This is a genomic window from Methylophilus sp. (genome assembly GCF_008015755.1).
GTDB lineage: Bacteria > Pseudomonadota > Gammaproteobacteria > Burkholderiales > Methylophilaceae > Methylophilus.
The window spans coordinates 24263-41688 of record NZ_SSGF01000006.1 but is presented as its reverse complement, the minus strand read 5'-3'; the positions used below and the strand labels follow the sequence as shown (position 1 = coordinate 41688).

At 47.9% G+C, this 17426-nt stretch carries 14 protein-coding genes, 1 tRNA gene and 1 pseudogene; 12 read left to right on the top strand and 4 right to left on the bottom strand.

Features of this window, described 5'->3' with window-relative positions:
- Positions 1-24 precede the first annotated feature (24 nt).
- The 9 genes and pseudogenes from pabC to E6Q52_RS01980 all read left to right on the top strand — a co-directional run.
- Positions 25-864, top strand: coding sequence for an aminodeoxychorismate lyase (gene pabC, locus E6Q52_RS02020; RefSeq protein ID WP_292817847.1), 840 nt, complete (start codon positions 25-27; stop codon positions 862-864).
- Positions 851-1858 (top strand): endolytic transglycosylase MltG, encoded by a 1008-nt coding sequence (gene mltG, locus E6Q52_RS02015; RefSeq protein ID WP_292817845.1) that lies wholly within the window; start codon positions 851-853, stop codon positions 1856-1858. The genes pabC and mltG overlap by 14 nt, the downstream gene beginning before the upstream one ends.
- Before the next feature lie 33 nt (positions 1859-1891).
- Positions 1892-2497: a dTMP kinase gene (gene tmk / locus E6Q52_RS02010; protein ID WP_292817844.1), complete on the top strand. Its 606-nt coding sequence runs from the start codon at positions 1892-1894 to the stop codon at positions 2495-2497.
- Positions 2494-3486, top strand: coding sequence for a DNA polymerase III subunit delta' (holB, locus tag E6Q52_RS02005; protein WP_292817843.1), 993 nt, complete (start codon positions 2494-2496; stop codon positions 3484-3486). Before tmk ends, holB begins: the two co-directional genes overlap by 4 nt.
- Positions 3487-3526: 40 nt before the next feature.
- The gene (locus tag E6Q52_RS02000) at positions 3527-3889 is read left to right on the top strand and encodes a PilZ domain-containing protein (RefSeq protein ID WP_292817842.1); all 363 of its coding nucleotides are present in this window, start codon (positions 3527-3529) and stop codon (positions 3887-3889) included.
- Between the two features lie 49 nt (positions 3890-3938).
- On the top strand, positions 3939-4715 hold the full coding sequence (locus E6Q52_RS01995) for a TatD family hydrolase (RefSeq protein ID WP_292817840.1): 777 nt from the start codon (positions 3939-3941) through the stop codon (positions 4713-4715).
- Positions 4706-5473, top strand: a complete 768-nt coding sequence (locus E6Q52_RS01990) for an MBL fold metallo-hydrolase (protein WP_292817838.1) — start codon at positions 4706-4708, stop codon at positions 5471-5473. Before E6Q52_RS01995 ends, E6Q52_RS01990 begins: the two co-directional genes overlap by 10 nt.
- 176 nt (positions 5474-5649) lie before the next feature.
- Complete coding sequence (locus E6Q52_RS01985; protein WP_292817995.1) at positions 5650-5988, top strand: DUF2845 domain-containing protein; 339 nt, start codon at positions 5650-5652, stop codon at positions 5986-5988.
- A 532-nt stretch (positions 5989-6520) separates the two neighbouring features.
- Positions 6521-7060: pseudogene (locus E6Q52_RS01980) on the top strand (transposase); the annotation flags it as partial.
- A gap of 102 nt (positions 7061-7162) precedes the next feature.
- Here E6Q52_RS01980 and E6Q52_RS01975 read toward each other — a convergent pair.
- The 3 genes from E6Q52_RS01975 to E6Q52_RS01965 all read right to left on the bottom strand — a co-directional run bounded on the left by E6Q52_RS01975 (position 7163) and on the right by E6Q52_RS01965 (position 10012).
- Complete coding sequence (locus E6Q52_RS01975; RefSeq protein WP_292817836.1) at positions 7163-8233, bottom strand: hypothetical protein; 1071 nt, start codon at positions 8231-8233, stop codon at positions 7163-7165.
- Positions 8234-8589: 356 nt separating this feature from the next.
- Positions 8590-9027 carry a DNA-binding protein gene (locus E6Q52_RS01970; RefSeq protein ID WP_292817834.1) on the bottom strand — a complete coding sequence of 146 codons (438 nt, stop codon included), beginning with the start codon at positions 9025-9027 and terminating at the stop codon, positions 8590-8592.
- Positions 9028-9927: 900 nt separating this feature from the next.
- Positions 9928-10012: transfer RNA gene (locus tag E6Q52_RS01965), tRNA-Leu, on the bottom strand.
- Between the two features lie 35 nt (positions 10013-10047).
- Here E6Q52_RS01965 and rnr point away from each other — a divergent pair.
- The 3 genes from rnr (at position 10048) to E6Q52_RS01950 (ending at position 15203) form a co-directional block, all read left to right on the top strand.
- Positions 10048-12516 carry a ribonuclease R gene (rnr, locus tag E6Q52_RS01960; protein ID WP_292817832.1) on the top strand — a complete coding sequence of 823 codons (2469 nt, stop codon included), beginning with the start codon at positions 10048-10050 and terminating at the stop codon, positions 12514-12516.
- A 145-nt stretch (positions 12517-12661) separates the two neighbouring features.
- Positions 12662-13423, top strand: a complete 762-nt coding sequence (gene rlmB, locus E6Q52_RS01955) for a 23S rRNA (guanosine(2251)-2'-O)-methyltransferase RlmB (RefSeq protein ID WP_292817830.1) — start codon at positions 12662-12664, stop codon at positions 13421-13423.
- A gap of 7 nt (positions 13424-13430) precedes the next feature.
- The gene (locus tag E6Q52_RS01950; protein ID WP_292817828.1) at positions 13431-15203 is read left to right on the top strand and encodes an ABC transporter ATP-binding protein; all 1773 of its coding nucleotides are present in this window, start codon (positions 13431-13433) and stop codon (positions 15201-15203) included.
- Between the two features lie 442 nt (positions 15204-15645).
- Here E6Q52_RS01950 and E6Q52_RS01945 read toward each other — a convergent pair whose 3' ends face one another.
- A complete protein-coding gene (locus tag E6Q52_RS01945; RefSeq protein WP_292817826.1) occupies positions 15646-17391 on the bottom strand; it encodes an adenylyl cyclase in 1746 nt (581 codons plus the stop codon).
- Positions 17392-17426: the final 35 nt, after the last annotated feature.

The window sequence follows — 17426 nt, the reverse complement described above, 5'->3', positions numbered from 1 at the left end:
CATCACTAGTTTCTCTGTTATCACATGTCCTCCGTCCGCTATTGTGTCAATGGTAAATTGGTCTCAGGCGTTGCGCCGACCAATCGCGGTTTCGCTTATGGCGATGGCATTTTTCGTACCATGCGTTTGCTCAATGGCGAGTTGCAAGACTGGCCATTGCACTACCAAACCCTGGTGGCAGATTGCAGCAAAATCAACATTGTCTGCCCCTCGGCCGAACTGCTGATGCAGGAATTTAAACATCTCATGGCATCTGCAGAGGATGCTGACTTGTCGTCCGGTATCGTTAAAGTCATCATCACCCGTGGCGATGGCGCCCGTGGTTATGCGCCACCGGCCATCTGCGAGCCAACACGAGTCCTAATACATAGTGCATTGCCAGTATATCCAACTAATATTTACGACGTTGGGGTGGCCTTGTACACTTGCCAGACACGGCTCGCTTCTCAGCCCTTGCTGGCAGGTATCAAACACCTTAATCGCCTGGAAAACGTGCTGGCTCGGGCCGAGCTTAAAGACCCGCGTTTTTTTGATGGCGTCTTGCGTGATTACGAGGACCACGTGATTGAAGCCGTCAGTGGCAATCTATTTATTCACAAAGACGGCCTGGTGATGACGCCTGCGCTTGAGCAGTGTGGCGTGGCAGGCGTGATGCGGCAAAAAATACTTGACTGGTATAAAACCCAAGGTCAGACCGTGGTATCGACTAGCCTGTTGATGGAAAACCTGTTGACTGCCGATGCCGTGGTGGTTGCCAATAGCGTTTATGGCGTGCTGCAAGTCACGCAGATCGACGAGCAGGTGATTGCCAGTAACCATTGGGCCAAACAACTCAGGTCAGCGTTAGCTTATGTGGTTCATTAAGCAGGGCATGAAATACGGCGCAGCGATGGTGGCTGCGAGCGCGCTAGCGCTGGCGATCTGGATGGTAATTTTCACCATTCGACCTTTGCCCATGGCCTCAGAAACCATTGGTATGCAGATTCCGGCAGGCGCCAGTGTGCGCGGTATCGCCGACCAGTTAGTGTCGGCAGGCGTGCTGACAGAGCCTTATAGCTTTTTATTGTTGGTGAAGCTGACCGGTAGCGGTAGTCAATTGCAGGCTGGCGATTACGCCTTAAACACCCCGTTACAAGCCATGTCACTTATAGATATTCTCAAGCATGGCACTTTTGACCAATTTAAGTTGCAACTGATCGAAGGTAAAACTTTTGCCGACTTCAGGCAAAAACTGGCACAGATGCCAGGTATACGCCATGACACCGTGACGTTGTCTGATAGCGAACTAATGCAGCAAATCAGTGGGCAAGCCATGCATCCCGAGGGCTGGTTTTTCCCAGATACTTATTATCTAGATGCGCAGAGCAGTGATGCCGACCTTTACAAACGGGCTTACCAAAAAATGGTGCGACATTTGTCAGCTGCCTGGGAGACACGCCAGCCAGGGCTGCCTTATCGCTCCATGTATGAGGCACTTGTGATGGCCTCTATTGTCGAAAAAGAAACCGGGGTAGAGGAAGAGCGCCCGCAAATTGCTGGCGTATTCGTGAATCGCTTGCTTAAAGGCATGCGTTTGCAGACCGACCCAACCGTCATTTACGGCATGGGCTCGCGCTATCGCGGCAATATCTCTAAAAAAGACTTGCTGACGGACACGGCTTACAATACCTATACGCGCAGTGGCTTGCCACCGACACCGATTGCGTTGCCGGGGCTGGCCTCGATACAGGCGGCGCTGCATCCGGCCAAAACCAATGCCTTGTATTTTGTGGCGAACGGCCAGGGCCGGCATGTGTTTACCAGCACGCTGGAAGCGCATAACCAGGCTGTGCGTGCGTATCAATTAAAAAAACACTAGGCAACTTACGATACACATGGGGGAATTTAAATAATGGCGGGCTTGTTTATCACGCTTGAGGGGATGGACGGTGCAGGCAAAAGCACGCATATCCCAACGATTTTGCAACTGCTGGCTGGTCGTGGCCGCGAAGTGGTTTCGACACGCGAACCAGGCGGTACGCCACTGGGTGAAATGCTGCGTGAACTGTTGCTACATCAGGAGATGCATGTGCATACCGAGTCATTGCTGATGTTTGCCGCCCGTGCCGAGCATTTGCAGCAGGTGATATTGCCAGCGTTGAAGCGTGATGCGATTGTGCTGTCAGACCGTTTTACCGATGCTTCTTATGCCTATCAGTGTGGCGCCCGCGGCCTGCCTTTGCATAAAATGCAGCAATTGGAACAATGGGTGCAAGGCAGTTTGCAGCCGGATGTCACCTTGTTATTTGATGTGCCGGTGGAGGTGAGTTTGCAACGCCTGGCGGGTGCACGCACGCCAGATAAATTTGAAGCGCAGGGTGCTGCATTTTTCGTCCGTTTACGCGAACAATATTTAGCCCGAGCGGCTCAATACCCGCAGCGGTTTCGCGTGATTGATGCCAATTGCTCAATCGAAGAAGTGAAGAAATCAGTTGAAGAAATTATTTCATCCTTATGATTAATAAGCTTTATCCATGGCAAGAATCTTTGTTTTCACAATGGATGCAAGCCGGTGAAACGCGTCACCATGCCTTGTTGTTGCATGGTAAAGCCGGCATTGGTAAATTGGATTTTGCGCATACCATGAGCGCGGCTTTGCTGTGTTTAGAGCCGCAGCAAGGGTTTGCGTGTGGCGTATGCCAGTCCTGCCACTGGTTGTCAGAAGGGGCGCATCCGGATTTTAGGGAAGTGACGCCCGAGGATGATGACAACGCTGACAGCGGCAAGAAAAAAACACGCAAACGTCAGCAAATCCTAATTGACCAGATACGTTTGTTGCATGACTACTTATCACTGAGTTCTCACCGCGTAAATGGCATTCGTGTAGTCTTGATTCACCCACTGGAGGCCATGAATGTAGCGGCCTCCAATGCGTTGTTAAAGCTCTTGGAGGAGCCGCCACCGCGTACTCAGTTCTTGTTGGTATCTCATCAGCGCCAAGCCTTGTTGCCCACTATTTTAAGCCGCTGCATGCAGGTTGAGATGCCAGTGCCCAGTCTTGAGCAGGGCTTGCATTGGCTACAAACACAATCTGTGCCCAATCCAGAGTGGGTGTGGCATTACAGTGGTGGCGCACCGACAACGGTACAACAGGATGCACCCGACTGGTATGCCTGGTACCAGCAGTTTCGCCCGCATTTGGTGAATGGCGCGACAATCGATATTGCTGCCGCGGTGCCGCTCCTGATCAAGCAAGGCATGGAGCAGGCGATACAGGCTTTGCAGAAATGGCTGCTGGATCTCTGGTTATGTTGCCATCAGCAGCCTTTGCGCTATCATCATGGTGAGACAGGCCCATTGCAGGCCTTGGCAGCGGCGGTTAATCTGTCGCGTTTACTGGCGTTTCAACAACAGCTAAATCGCTTTAAAATGACCGCGCAGCATCCGCTTAATCAGGAGCTGCAACTGGAACAGTTATTACTGCAATATAAAAAGATCTTTGGCTAAATATGAGGTCAGTACACTTCATTATTCTGGAGCTTAGCTCATGAACGACACACAACCATCCGCCGCTGCAAAACCTGGTGTTTTGTCATTGGCGATACGTGAAAAAGCTGCATTGTTTGCCGCCTACATGCCTTTTGTCAAAGGTGGCGGGTTGTTTATTCCCACCAGTAAGCCTTTTCAAATGGGCGAAGAGGTGTTTATGCTACTCACTTTGTTGAATGACCCCAACAAGCTCAAGGTGGTGGGCAAGGTGATCTGGATCACACCGCAGGCGGTGAATCACAAGCCGCAGGGCATAGGTATCCAGTTTATGGATAAAGATGGCGGTGCTGAGGCCAAAAAGCGCATTGAGACGATTCTTGGGGCGGCACTGAAATCCAGCCGACCGTCCAACACCATTTAATGGCTGCTATGTTACACAGGCCTGAGTCACATTTTTTGCTGGAAACCCTATGTTAGTCGATTCGCATTGTCATCTTAATTTCCCTGAACTGGTGCAAAACATGGGCCAGGTGCTGGAGGGCATGCAAAGCAACCAGGTTGGGCATGCCTTGTGTGTGTCGGTGACGCTGGACAAGTTCCCGGAAGTGCTGGCGATTGCCGAACAATACCCTAACATTTACGCGTCTGTGGGCGTGCATCCTGATTATGAAGACATCGAGGAGCCGACCGTAGACGGCCTGGTCAGCTTGGCTGATCATGCCCGCGTGGTGGCGATTGGCGAAACTGGCCTCGATTATTTTCGCCTCACCGGCGATCTGGAATGGCAGCGGGCGCGTTTTCGCACCCACATCCGCGCTGCAAAAGCCACTGGCAAGCCGCTGATTATTCACACCCGCAACGCGGCCGAAGATACCTTGCGCATTATGCAGGAAGAGGGCGCGGCAGAAGTGGGTGGCGTGATGCATTGCTTTACCGAAAGCTGGGAGGTTGCGCAGGCGGCGATTGCGATGGGCTTTTATGTCTCGTTTTCTGGCATTGTCACCTTTAAAAATGCACAAGCCTTGAAAGAGGTGGCGCAAAAAGTGCCCTTGGATCACATGCTGGTCGAGACAGATTCGCCTTACCTCGCACCAATCCCGTTTCGTGGAAAAACCAACCAGCCCGCCTATGTGCGGCATGTGGCAGAAGAAATTGCGCGATTGCGAGACGTGCCATTACAGCACATCATGACGGCCACCACGGAAAACTTTTTCAATTTGTTCAAGCACGCACAGCCATGCAATTAACCATTTTAGGTGCCGGTTCCAGTGCTGGTACACCCGCCGTTGGCTGCACATGCGCAACCTGCAGCTCAACAGACCCGCGCAATAAACGCACGCGTTGCTCTAGCATGATCACGCTGGACGATGACAGGGTGATTCTGATCGATACTTCACCCGATTTAAGGCAGCAAGCTTTGCGTGAAAATATGCGTCGAGTCGATGCCGTCTTATACACGCATACTCATGCCGATCACTTACATGGGATAGATGATCTGCGCGCTTTTTGCCAGCTTAATCGCTGCCAGATTCCGCTCTATAGTTATTCCGAAGCCGTCACGCATATCCAGGAAAAGTTTGGCTACACCTTGCGCGACCCTATCCCCCAGTTTTGGGACTTGCCAGTGTTGGCCGCGCACGTGGTTGACGCGCCATTTGAAGCGGCTGGGCAGTGGGTCACGCCCATCCCCGTCATGCATGGCAAAATCCGTATTTACGCATACCGTATCGGCAACCTGGTTTATATGACCGATGTATCGGAGATTCCCGAACAATCTTACGATTTATTGCAAGGCGTAGACCTTTTGCTGATTGATTGCCTGCGTGAGAAGCCACATCCTACGCATGTGAATATTGAGCAGTCGCTGGCCTTGATTGCGCGCATAGGCGCCAAGCGCAATGTGCTGATACATATGACTCATGAGCTCGAATATCATTCTTTGCAAGCCAGTGTCGGTGCCAATATTGCAGTTGGCTACGACGGCATGCAACTTGAGCTTGTATAGACTTGTCCTAGTGATGATGTCGGGGCAGGTCAACCGAATGGCGTGATAAACAGTTATACTTTCACTAAACAAAAATCACTGAGAGCGATATCGTTACTTGGTTAGAAAATTTAATACGTTGGATTTTGGATAACAGGAATTAAAACATGAAGTTATACGCAAAAATTTCAGCTGCAATGGTCGCCACCTCATTGCTATTCGCAGCCACTGCTGCTTTTGCTGGTAAAACCTACAGTGAAGACGAATTTATTAGCGGCTTTAGCGGCAAATCAAAAAAAATCATTATAGAAAAACTTGGGCAGCCGTTTAAAAAGCAACAGTCTGTTAAGCCCAGCAACGCTAACAACATGATCGGCAACATGGGCAAACAACAGGATAACTCCAAGCCGGTGCAGGTCGAGATGTGGTACTACAAAAACCTGGTCAAATACGATGGCAAAAACACCTACAAAGAAACTGAAGTGACTTTTGTCAATGACCGCGTGATGAATATTGGGTTTTTCAATAACCGTTAATAAGAGCGCATGATAAAAAAAGCTGTGTAGAAATACACAGCTTTTTTTATAAGCATAATTCTTTTTCATTTCCACAAAATCTGTGGATAACTCGGTGGATTGCGTATTGGTAAAAAGGGTAACTAACTAATTCAAAACAATTTTATATGCATGTGCGTTTTTTAGACTAAACGGAACTTCATACCTCTGGCGCGTTTTTTTTATTGTTGTCAACATATTATTTTATTTCTTTATCTGCTACAGATGCGTAACTTGAATGTGATTGTTATATAGCCAGTGCTGCGAAGTGGTGGGCGTCGAAAGATCTATTAAATTTGACGAAATTTAGATCATACCTTCACACCTTACCAAAATTTTATAAATGCCGCTTGCAGAAATGTGAGCCGTTTTTATTATCACGATACTGAAAGAGTATTGAGGGGTTCAGTTTTTAGCGGAGTACGATTTTATGTGTTTTTCTAATTGACGATCATAGGCCTTTCACCAATCTGTAATTTATGCATGATGAGTTAACTCCTAGAAATTAAATTAAATACCCAACGATCTGATAAAGGAATTGTTGGCGAACTATAAAAAGCCCGAAGATTTAATTGGTGAGAATGGATTGTTCAAGCAATTAACCAAAGCCTTGGTTGAGCGAGCGCTTGAAGCAGAGATGGCTGAACATCTTGGCCATGACAAGCATGAGTCAGTGAAGAATGCGACTGGCAATACCCGCAACAGTAAACGCCGCAAGACCCTCAAAGGGGATTTTGGCGAACTGCCGATTGAAGTGCCTAGTGATAGAGCAGGTAGCTTCGAGCCACAACTGATCCCGAAACATCAAACGCTCTGGACAGGTTTTGATGAGAAGATTATCTCGCTATACGCCAGAGGCATGACAGTACGTGAGATTCAACAGCATTTGTCTGAAATGTATGGCACAGATATTTCACCGACGCTGATTTCTAATGTCACCGATGCAGTGATTGACGAGTTTAAGCTGTGGCAATCTCGCCCATTCGACAGCATTTATCCTATCGTCTATATCGCCTTGCAGAACATCAGTGAGAAGGGGGCTATGCCACTGAGAGGTTGGAAACCTGCGCTAAACAGGTTTACCATACTGTTTGATGAAAGAATGCCTCGGCAGTAATCAACCGCCGTTTACACAAAATTCAGGACACCCTCGTATTTAATAATTATTTATTATTCTTTTTGATATTTTCTTAAAGCTGGTTGTATTTTTCTTTTTAACAGGTTTCGTTGATTTAACAGCTAAAGGTACAAATCGATCTGAAGAGCTTTGACTTCGAGTGCCATAGTAACTTTTTGTATCATCTGCTTGATGACCAAGCACTTCAGAAACAAAATCAGGATAAGTCTCGTTCAGCGGCGAAGCCTTGCAATCCGCAGCCATAGCATGACGTGCTGTATACGCAGTAATACTCTCTTTCCTTTTTGGCCAAATGCGTTTCCCAACGCTTCGCATATGTGTACTAATAGAATTTGGCACCTTAACTTTAATTATTGGATTGCCGTCATCTTTAACTAAGTAAGCCTTTAGCTTTTCAGTAATCTCATTATTGGCCAACTTTAAAACACGTTTTTCTTGCCCAGAGTGTTCGGTTATTTTTGCACCTTTGATAACAGCATAAAACGCACCATTCTTAAGTATTAGCTTAACTCCATTTTTAAGCTCTGCTGGCCGACAGCCGGTCGCTAAGGTGATTAACATTGGAATATGATATTGTCCCACAGAGTTATTAGCCATCTGTTCTCGCCAATCATCAGGCAAGCCTCTAAGTGAGACTTTTTTGCTCTTTCGTTTGGACTTAGGAGTCCATCCTTCCTTGTAATCTGCGGGTAGCATTTTCGCTAATGTAATATAGGCGTCGAATGATGGTTGTATGACCACATTCTTTACTAATTCATGTTGATTATTACTTAGCGCTTTATCAAGCTTTTGTAATATTTTTGATAACTCGTTCAGTGCAACATGCCGAACTGCACGTGCATACTTCCTCAATGTTGAAAATTTAGATACAGAGCGTATTTTAGCGATTATGGATTCTACGTCATGAGGAAAAAGGTTGTTTTGATCTTTTCCAACTCCGTAGAATCTTTTGGCGATCTTTAAATATTCTGCTTCAGTTTTTTCTGTTAATTTAGTTTCTGTAGTGGCTGCATCCTGGTGCGTCGGTTTTAATGCATCCCTTGCTGCCTTTATCTTGTCGTGTAGTTCAAGCTTATCAGTGTTTGTCATGGTGAACCCTTCTCTCTGCTAAAGCAGACTCCAGCGCTGGCATATTTAATATCACGCCCCCAGCGCGGCAGTGGTACGTTCCAATATTCCGTACTGTCTGGCACATGCTACGAGGTCGAACATGCCAAACAGTCCAACATATCTACACCAGTCAAAAGTCAGCTGTAATCTTTTTGCTTACGCTAAAAAATAACACCTAACTTATGACTGCCACCCCGTTATCTGCATGCATGTAGATAATCGTAATGTTGTATTGGTTTACCTGTTTGGTCGATGAAGATATCTACTCAATTCGACATACCTTTAATACTAAGTCTCCCTTTTTCTTGTCATCCAAGCGATCAAATCTCCGCTATTTACTTGTCGTCTAGAATGGTTAACTTAGCTTTCAATAAATCAATTTCTGACCTCAACGCTATATTTTCTGTGCTAAGCTTATCTATTAGGACAGCCTGAGCCTCGTACAAAACTTCTGCTTGAATTTTCTCATCATATGTTTCATTTAGCTGTTTATTCAATTCAATGATTTTGAATTGATAGTCTCTAAAGCAGTTATCAAACTTTTTTTGAAAAAGATTTTTTAATGGCGTTATTATTTCCTCGGCAATCTCGTCTCTGTCGAGATTGATGGTGGGCAGCGTTTTATTCCATCTACGTAAATGATCTGTAATTGTTGTGTAGCTACCATAACCTAGAATATTTCTGATAAGGCCTGCTGTGGGCTTTTCCCCCTCTGCCACTAATTTCTCGCAGATGATTTTGATATCTTCATACTTAATTTTTGATTCTTTCATTGGTACTCCCGATATGTAATGTAAAAATCTTTATTACATTACAGGTGGTTAACGTAACAATATTCAAAAAGTTTAATTTAATCTTTAGTAGCACGTATAAAACCCGATGCGTAACGTATTTTGAGTCGCTAACGTTTGCCATTGTCGTTTGAAGATTTACAAGTACGTGACTAGATGTAAGAGTTGAAGTCTTCAGGGCAATCTCGAACTGTACGATCACCGCTTTAAATGAATGGGAATTTTGCAACCGCCCAGCGGTCACTCTCTCCGAAAATAGCTTTTGATAAGCCAAGAAAATGACCGCCTTGAGAGGTGTTGAGTAATTGAGTATGCATAGCCATGTTTTTCGCTGTTGAACATGGCGCTCAATTAAAGGGGTTGTTTGAGTGTTCTAAATGATTGGCTGAGATTAAATATAGAATACTGAGTAAAAGTATATTTCAGCTCAGAGAAATACACTTTTTTAATCAGTAGATAGCAAATAGGAAAAAAGTATTTTTCGATTGTGCAAATTTACGATCCTTTGTAGATAAGCCTTTTCATCAAATTTAATAATCTAATAACTTTTTTGTGATGGATCTATTTCGAGTGGAAAAAATATTTGCACTTTTTTTAGTATGTTTGTCATCAAGTTTATTTAATGGACTAACGACAGTCATACATTTACAAGCAGAAATAACACCTAAACTCAAAAGCTTTTAAAAGTCTGAGCTTAAACAATTAAGCATTAAGAATGTCGGAAGAGAAAGTTTGAGGTAAAACTGGAATGAAGCTTAAAGGATGTTAAACTTGCTTTATGTTAATACAAAAAACAACCGAGCAAAGTCTTTTAAGAACAAATAACGGTACAAAAAAGATTTCTTGGGAGTCTATATTTGTCGCGATTTTTAAGTCGCTTGATGGTGCCCAGAAGAGGACTCGAACCTCCACGTCGTTAAACACTAGTACCTGAAACTAGCGCGTCTACCAATTTCGCCATCTGGGCTAAAGAAGCTGTGCATTTTAAAGGAAGAATAAATATTGTCAACCAGAAAAACGAAAAAATCCCTGCGTGCAAATGACCCGCAGGCCCAGCGAGAAGCTGAGTTATATCAAACACCATTGCCTAGTCGTGAACTGGTGTTGCAGTTGCTGTCAGACCAAGGCGTGCCCCTGAGTGCTGACCAGATTTATGTGTTGCTCGACATCGGCCATGATGAGCGAGATATTTTTAACCGCAGGCTGGGTGCCATGGAACGCGATGGCCAGCTCATGCGCAACCGTAAGGGTGCATTTTGTCTGCCGGATAAGATTCATCTGATCGCCGGCACGGTCTTTGGCCATAGTGATGGCTTCGGCTTTTTGGTGCCGGATGATAAAACCAAGAACCCGGAAGATATTTTTCTCGGCCCGAAAGAGATGACACTGGTGATGCACGGCGACCGCGCCATGGTGCGTTTGGCGGGCGTTGATCGAAAGGGTCGCCCTGAGGGCAAGCTGGTCGAGGTGCTGGAGCGCGCCAATAAAACATTGGTGGGGCGCGTGATTCGGGCGCAGGGCGTGACCATTGTGGCGGCAGAAGACAAGCGTATCAGCCAGGATGTGCTGATTCCTTATCACCTAGATATGGATGCGCAAGTCGGGCAGATTGTCACTGTCGAGCTCACCGAGTATCCCTCGTCACACTCTAGCCCAATGGGCAAAATTGTAGAGATTTTGGGAAACTATGCTGATAGCGGCATGGAGATAGAAATCGCGTTGCGCAAGCATCATTTGCCGCACCAGTTTAATCCCGCTGCTGTTAAGCAGGCTGAAGACTTCCCCAGAACCGTACAAGCCAAGGATTACAAAGGCCGCAAGGATTTGCGCGAACTGGCATTGATTACGATTGATGGCGAAACGGCGCGTGATTTTGATGATGCCGTGTTTGCCGAGCCGCAGGGTAAAGGCTGGCGTCTGGTAGTAGCGATTGCCGATGTGAGCTTTTATGTGCAGCCTGGTGATGCGTTGGATAAAGACGCTTACGACCGCGGCAACTCGGTCTATTTTCCACGCCGCGTGATCCCCATGTTGCCAGAGGCATTATCTAACGGCCTATGCTCGCTCAACCCCGATGTTGAGCGCTTGTGCATGGTGTGCGATATGCAAATTGATAGCCAAGGCGTAGTCAAGCAATACCAATTTTACCCGTCAGTGATGTTGTCTAAAGCGCGCATGACCTACACCAAAGTGGCGGCGCTACTGCAAGGTGAAGATGCGGCTTTAACTGAAGAGTACGCCTGGTTGTTGCCACATGTGCAAAACTTAAACAGCTTATTCAGACTGATGCTCACTCAGCGTGAAAAACGCGGTGCGGTGGAGTTTGAATCGACCGAAACTATGATGGTGTTTAACGACAACGGCAAAATCGACAAGATTGTACCCGTGGTCCGTAATGACGCTCATAAGTTGATTGAAGAGTGCATGTTGGCGGCTAACGTCTGTGCGGCAGACTTTTTACTTAAAAACGAACAAACCTGCTTGTTCCGTATCCACGAAGGCCCGACCCCAGAAAAACTCGAAGCCTTGCGCCTGTTTATGGGCGAGTTTGGCTTTGGCGTAGGTGGCGGCGAGAACCCAAGCGCCAAAGATTATGCCAAGCTCATGCAGCGCATCAAAGCGCGGCCAGATGCGCAATTGTTGCAAACGGTGATGTTGCGTTCCATGCAGCAAGCAGTTTACAGCCCAGATAACGTCGGCCACTTTGGGCTGGCGTATGAGGCCTATACCCATTTCACTTCGCCCATCCGCCGTTACCCTGACTTGCTAGTTCATCGCGCCATCAAGGCGGTGGTCGAAGGCAAACGTTATCAGGCCAAAGACTGGCATCAGTTGGGCATGCATTGTTCGATGACGGAACGCCGGGCTGATGATGCCACGCGTGACGTCACCAACTGGCTCAAATGTTTTTATATGCAAGACAAAGTGGGTGAAGTCTTCAGTGGCACTGTTGCCGGGGTGACCGGCTTTGGCTTGTTTGTGGCGCTAGATGAAGTTTATGTTGAGGGGCTGTTACACGTGACGGACCTGGGCAACGACTATTTTATTCACGATAAGGCACGACATGAAATGGTCGGAGAGCGCACTGGTGTGCGCTACCGCTTAGGCGACCGCTTGACGGTAAAAGTAGTGCGCGTGGATTTGGAAACCTCTCGCATCGACTTCACCTTAGTTGGGTCCATGGAGGCCGCTTCTGAGCCCGCCGAGCCAGCTTTGTTGGGTGGTGATGACAAGCCAAAAAGCAGCCGAAGTCGCCCCTCTAAGGCAGATCATGTTAAAGCTGCGCCAGCGGCTTGGGCCAAATCGGCAACTGCGCCTGCCAAGTCATCCACCGCAGCTAAGCCATCTCGCAAGTCAGGTGAAAAACCAGCTGCAGGCAAGGCCGCAGCCGATAAATCACGCTCGGCTAAAGACAAAGGTCGTCATTCGGCACAAAAAAATAAAGGCAAACCCAAAGCAAAAGCCCGATAATATCGGCTTGAGTAAGTTTTTGCGTTTTTAAGCAATCCATTCGCGCAGTGCTTGGCAATGTTTATTTCATTGCTGGGGCTGCGCGATTCGTGTTTTTATCTTTTGCTGCTCGTAGGCAAAAGTAATCAAAAAATAAGGAGTCACTATGTCAGAAACCCGCATTCTGTTCGGTTTTCATGCGGTGTTGAGTCGCATGCGCCAGCACGGTATCAGCATTCAGGAAATTATTATTGATCAAGATCGTGTCGATGCACGCATGCGCGATTTGCTTGAAATGGCCAAGTCACAAAATATCCGCGTGATTCAAGCCGAGCGTCATCGTTTGGATGGCTTTATTGGCGCCCATGGCCGACACCAAGGCGTGATTGCCCGGGTCGTTGAAACGCCTATGCCTTATAAAGATATTCATGATGTGCTGGAGTCCGACCTCGATGAGCCACCATTTTTCCTGATCCTGGATGGCGTGCAGGATCCGCATAACCTGGGTGCTTGTTTGCGCGTGGCCGATGCTATGGGTGTACACGCGATTATTGCGCCTAAAGATCGTTCTGTGGGCTTAAACGGTACTGTTCGTAAAGTAGCCAGTGGTGCCGCAGAGACCGTGCCGTTTATTTCGGTCACCAATCTGGCCCGGACCATTCGTGAGTTGAAAGAAGCTGGTGTGCATATCGTCGGCACCACCATGGATGCGCCTAGCTCATTGCATAATACCAAGCTGGAAGGCCCGATTGCACTGGTTATGGGTGCAGAAGGCGATGGTATGCGTCGTTTAACTCAGGAAACCTGCGATGCGCTAATCACCATCCCTATGTTCGGATCGGTGCAAAGCCTGAATGTCAGTGTAGCTAGTGGCATTGCGCTCTATGAGATTCGCCGTCAGCGCGTGCTGGCGGGCGGCAAAGCCTAGTCTATCCATGTTGACCTTGCAAGATTTGTGGCTGCAACTCCGCCAACGCGCCCGGCGTTTATGGCTGGGCCAGTCGCTAGCGTTTCTGGGCGCCATTGTCGCGGTGCCTATTCCTTTGCTGATGCCCTTGCTAGTTGATGAAGTACTGTTGCATCAACCAGGCAAGCTTACGCAACTCATGCGCTGGTTATTACCTGCGGATTGGGTGGGGCCGATTGGTATTATCCTGTGCGTAACACTGCTGACAATGACTTTACGTCTGTCCAGCGTGTTGCTGGGGGTCGCCACTACACGCATCTTTGTTGGCTTATCCAAGCAAGTGACGCTGGGTGTGCGCCAGACATTGCTCGACAAACTCGCTCGCATTCGCATGCAGGTTTATGAAACGCTGGGCGCAGGTCAGATTACAGCGCGCCTGCTAACGGATATTGAAACGCTGGACAAATTTCTGGGCGAAACCATCGCCAAAGTGATCGTCGCTGTACTTAGTGTGATTGGTGTTGCTGCAGTGTTGCTGTGGATGCATTGGCAATTAGCGTTGATTATCTTGCTGCTAAACCCATTTGTCATCGGGCTAACCATGGTTCTGGGTAAAAAGGTCAAAGTGTGGAAGCAACGCGAAAATAGTGCCTTTGAACTGTTGTCGCAATCCGTCACCGAAACTCTCGAAGTCATGCAACAACTGCGTGCCAGCAACAGTGATAAACGCTTTTTAGATAAAGCCAAGCAAGCTGCCGAAGCCGTGCGTGCCGCGGCCACAGCATCTGGGTGGAAGTCAGATGCGTTATCGCGCTTGTCTTTCGGTATTTTCCTATTTGGCTTCGAAATTTTCCGCGCTGTTGCTATGCTGATGGTGGTGTTTTCAAACCTGTCAGTCGGGCAAATGATCGCCGTGTTTGGCTACTTATGGTTCATGATGGGGCCTGTGCAAGAACTGCTCTCGGTGCAAGTGTCTTATTACGCAGCCAAAGCCGCATTAGGGAGGATTAATCAGGTGCTAGATGCGGATGAAGAGCCACATTACCCTGCGCAAGTGCAAGGTTTTTCTGCACAAAGCCCGGCGGCCATTCGCTTGCAAAATGTCTCTTTTGCTTATGGCGAAGGTAGTGCCATCCTTGACGACGTTACCCTGAATATTGCCCCTGGCGAGCAAGTGGCGCTGGTTGGTGTCTCAGGCGCAGGCAAATCCACGCTGGTGCAATTACTGCTTGGCTTTTATGCCCCAAGCAGTGGTCACATTTTGTTTAACGGGCAAGCCATCGAGCAACTAGGCTACGCTCAAATTCGCGAACACCTTGGCGTCGTGTTGCAACAGCCCATGCTGTTTAATGATAGCGTGCGACAAAACCTGAGTTTAGACCACCCCTATGCCGACGATGCCTTGTGGCAAGCGCTAGAAGTCGCCCAATTGGCACAATTTGTCCGCGACCTGCCGGAAGGCCTGGACACACAATTAGGCCGCAGTGGTGTGCGCTTGTCCGGCGGCCAGCGCCAGCGTCTGGCCATTGCGCGCATGATGCTCAAACAGCCACAAATCGTGATTTTAGATGAAGCGACTTCTATGCTCGACACACACACCGAAGCCTTGCTCCATAAGGCCATGCGCACATTTTTGCGCGGCCGTACAACGATTATCATTGCCCACCGCTTATCAGCAGTGAAAGAGGCTGATCGTGTATTGGTGTTTGATGGTGGCCGTATTATAGAAGAAGGGCAGCACGAGACGCTGGTACAGCAGGCAGGTAGTGTGTATCAACGGCTGTATGGTCAGCAAGGGTAGTATTGCACATTAAAGCTTACCCTAATTTGACATAAAGGGTGTACTTAAGCGCGCCCTGCTTAGTGTATGGGGTCGGCATATCCATTAAGGCTCTATTCCGTTTACTTTGTGTGCAAAGGTATCCAGATGTTGGTTTCGCCTTTTTTCACCATGAGCTTGCCATTATTTATAGTGAAACTACACCTGCCTGGAGGGTAGAGCTTGATGAAGATTTTGGTGTCATGTAGCCACCGAAGTTGTTGAGTGTTTTTCCTTTCAGTCCTAAGTTCCCACCATGATCTGTAACAGCGAATACTTGATTACGATAAAATTAGCACTTATTGATTAAATCTGACATTATTGCTCGCTGTTTATTTGCTTAAACCTGAAATGCCTAACCATTTAAGTAACCATCAAGATGATGGGTTGTAAACGAGCGCTGAATTTTTTAATGTGGATGAATTTAAGGCATGCGAGATACTTCGTGACCAGGTTTAGCAGTTTCACCAATCTCATTCATCACATGCGTAATCTCCCCCGTACCCCCAAGTGACACGCTGGTGACACGGTTGAAATGAATGTTCTCGCCTGCTGGAGCTTCAATTGCGCTATTGAGTTTGACTTCAGGGTTTTCGTTAAAGAAGCAATAAACCCCCATGCCTATGGCTTTGTGATTAGTGACCTGATCGCCTACCTTATAAGAGGCAAATCCATTAACGTTGCCATTCATCCAGCTTGGCTGGTTAGGCACGTCATAAGGCGCTTCGCTTTGGTAAAAGTAGACTGCGCCATTCTCACCATTCCAGACGGTTTGGTAGTTGTGAAAATGCTCGACAAAGAGGCCGTACATAGTGACGTCATCGCCATTGACGACGATGCCATGTTTGGTTTTATTGGTTGCCCAGCCGATGCCGTTGCCGTGGTCGCCGCGCCATACCCAAAGGTTGTCGCCAATCACATGGTTGCTGTTAATGATGACGCTGTGCGTGGCATTGCCCACCGCCGCGCCGCCTACCCTAAAAAACACGTCGTGCAGCGTGGTGGGGTTTTGTGCATGGCTGATGTTACTTTTGCTGTCGCCGAATTGTAGCAATACCTCAGAGTTCTTTTCACCGGCATCAAATAAGACACCACCGAGTTTAACGCCGTCGATATCGGCGATGGTCATGGCTACATTACCCGCCACTGGTTGCAAGGTGGCTATGCCCAAGCCCAGCACAATGGTGTTAGGCAGGGTGATTTGCAAGGGTTTGTCCAGGTGATAAATGCCGGGCGTTAACAGCAGGTGTTTGCCTTTGCCTAGGGCTGCATTGATAGTTGCGGCTGTATCGGTGGCCGCTTTGGCGATATAAAATTGCGTGAGTGGTACCGTCTCACCCTGTGGGTGTGTTTCTTGCCAGGAGATACCCTGTGTGTTGTTGCGCAGTGCAGGCACAAACACCTGGTAAGCGCCAGCGTTGTCCAGGGTTAAAAACGGTTTTTCGCGCACAACCGGCGTTTGTTCTACCACCGTGTAAGGCGGCGTCGGCCAGTGTTCGTCATCCGGCGCGTTTTTCACGCCGACAAACACCATGTTCCAGTTGGCATTGGTCCAGCTGCCCATGTTTGAGTTTCTTGTCAGCCATTGCTGCTGGGTGCCAGAGTTGATTTGCTGGTCAATGAGACTGTCGGCAATAAAGCCGCCGCTGGACCAGCCGCCGTTGTCATCGAGTAGCATGTTGCCACGCACATGAATGCGACGCAGCGGCGCTGCTTGTGAGACGGCCCATTGCATGGTGCCGTTGTCTGGCGTGACCGATAGGTTTTCTACGCTGCGCCAAAAATTTTGCGTGGCATCTTCTTCATGCCAGGCGGCTTCGACCTGGATGCCGCCTTGCAGCATCACATCATCTGGAAACTGCCCCAAACCTAGCAGTTGCGTATAAAAGCCGAGTTTGACTTTGTTGTGATACACGCCAGGTTTAAACAGCACAGCATAGCGCTCAGGCCCAAACTGGTTGCTTTCTTGTTGCTTGAATAAATTATCGAGTTTGGTTTGGATGACCTCAGGTGACATCCCGGGGTCCAGAATCATCACATTCGAGCCAAAATCTGGTGTCTCTGGCTGCACTTTTTTTGCGTCAGTTGCCTGGCAACCCACTAATAGTAAGGCGGCAAATCCGGCGCTAAGCGTTTTGAGTGTTGAGCAAGCTGGCAAAAAAGGACGCATAATAAAAGATGCTTTCAATCTAATTCATTTCATGA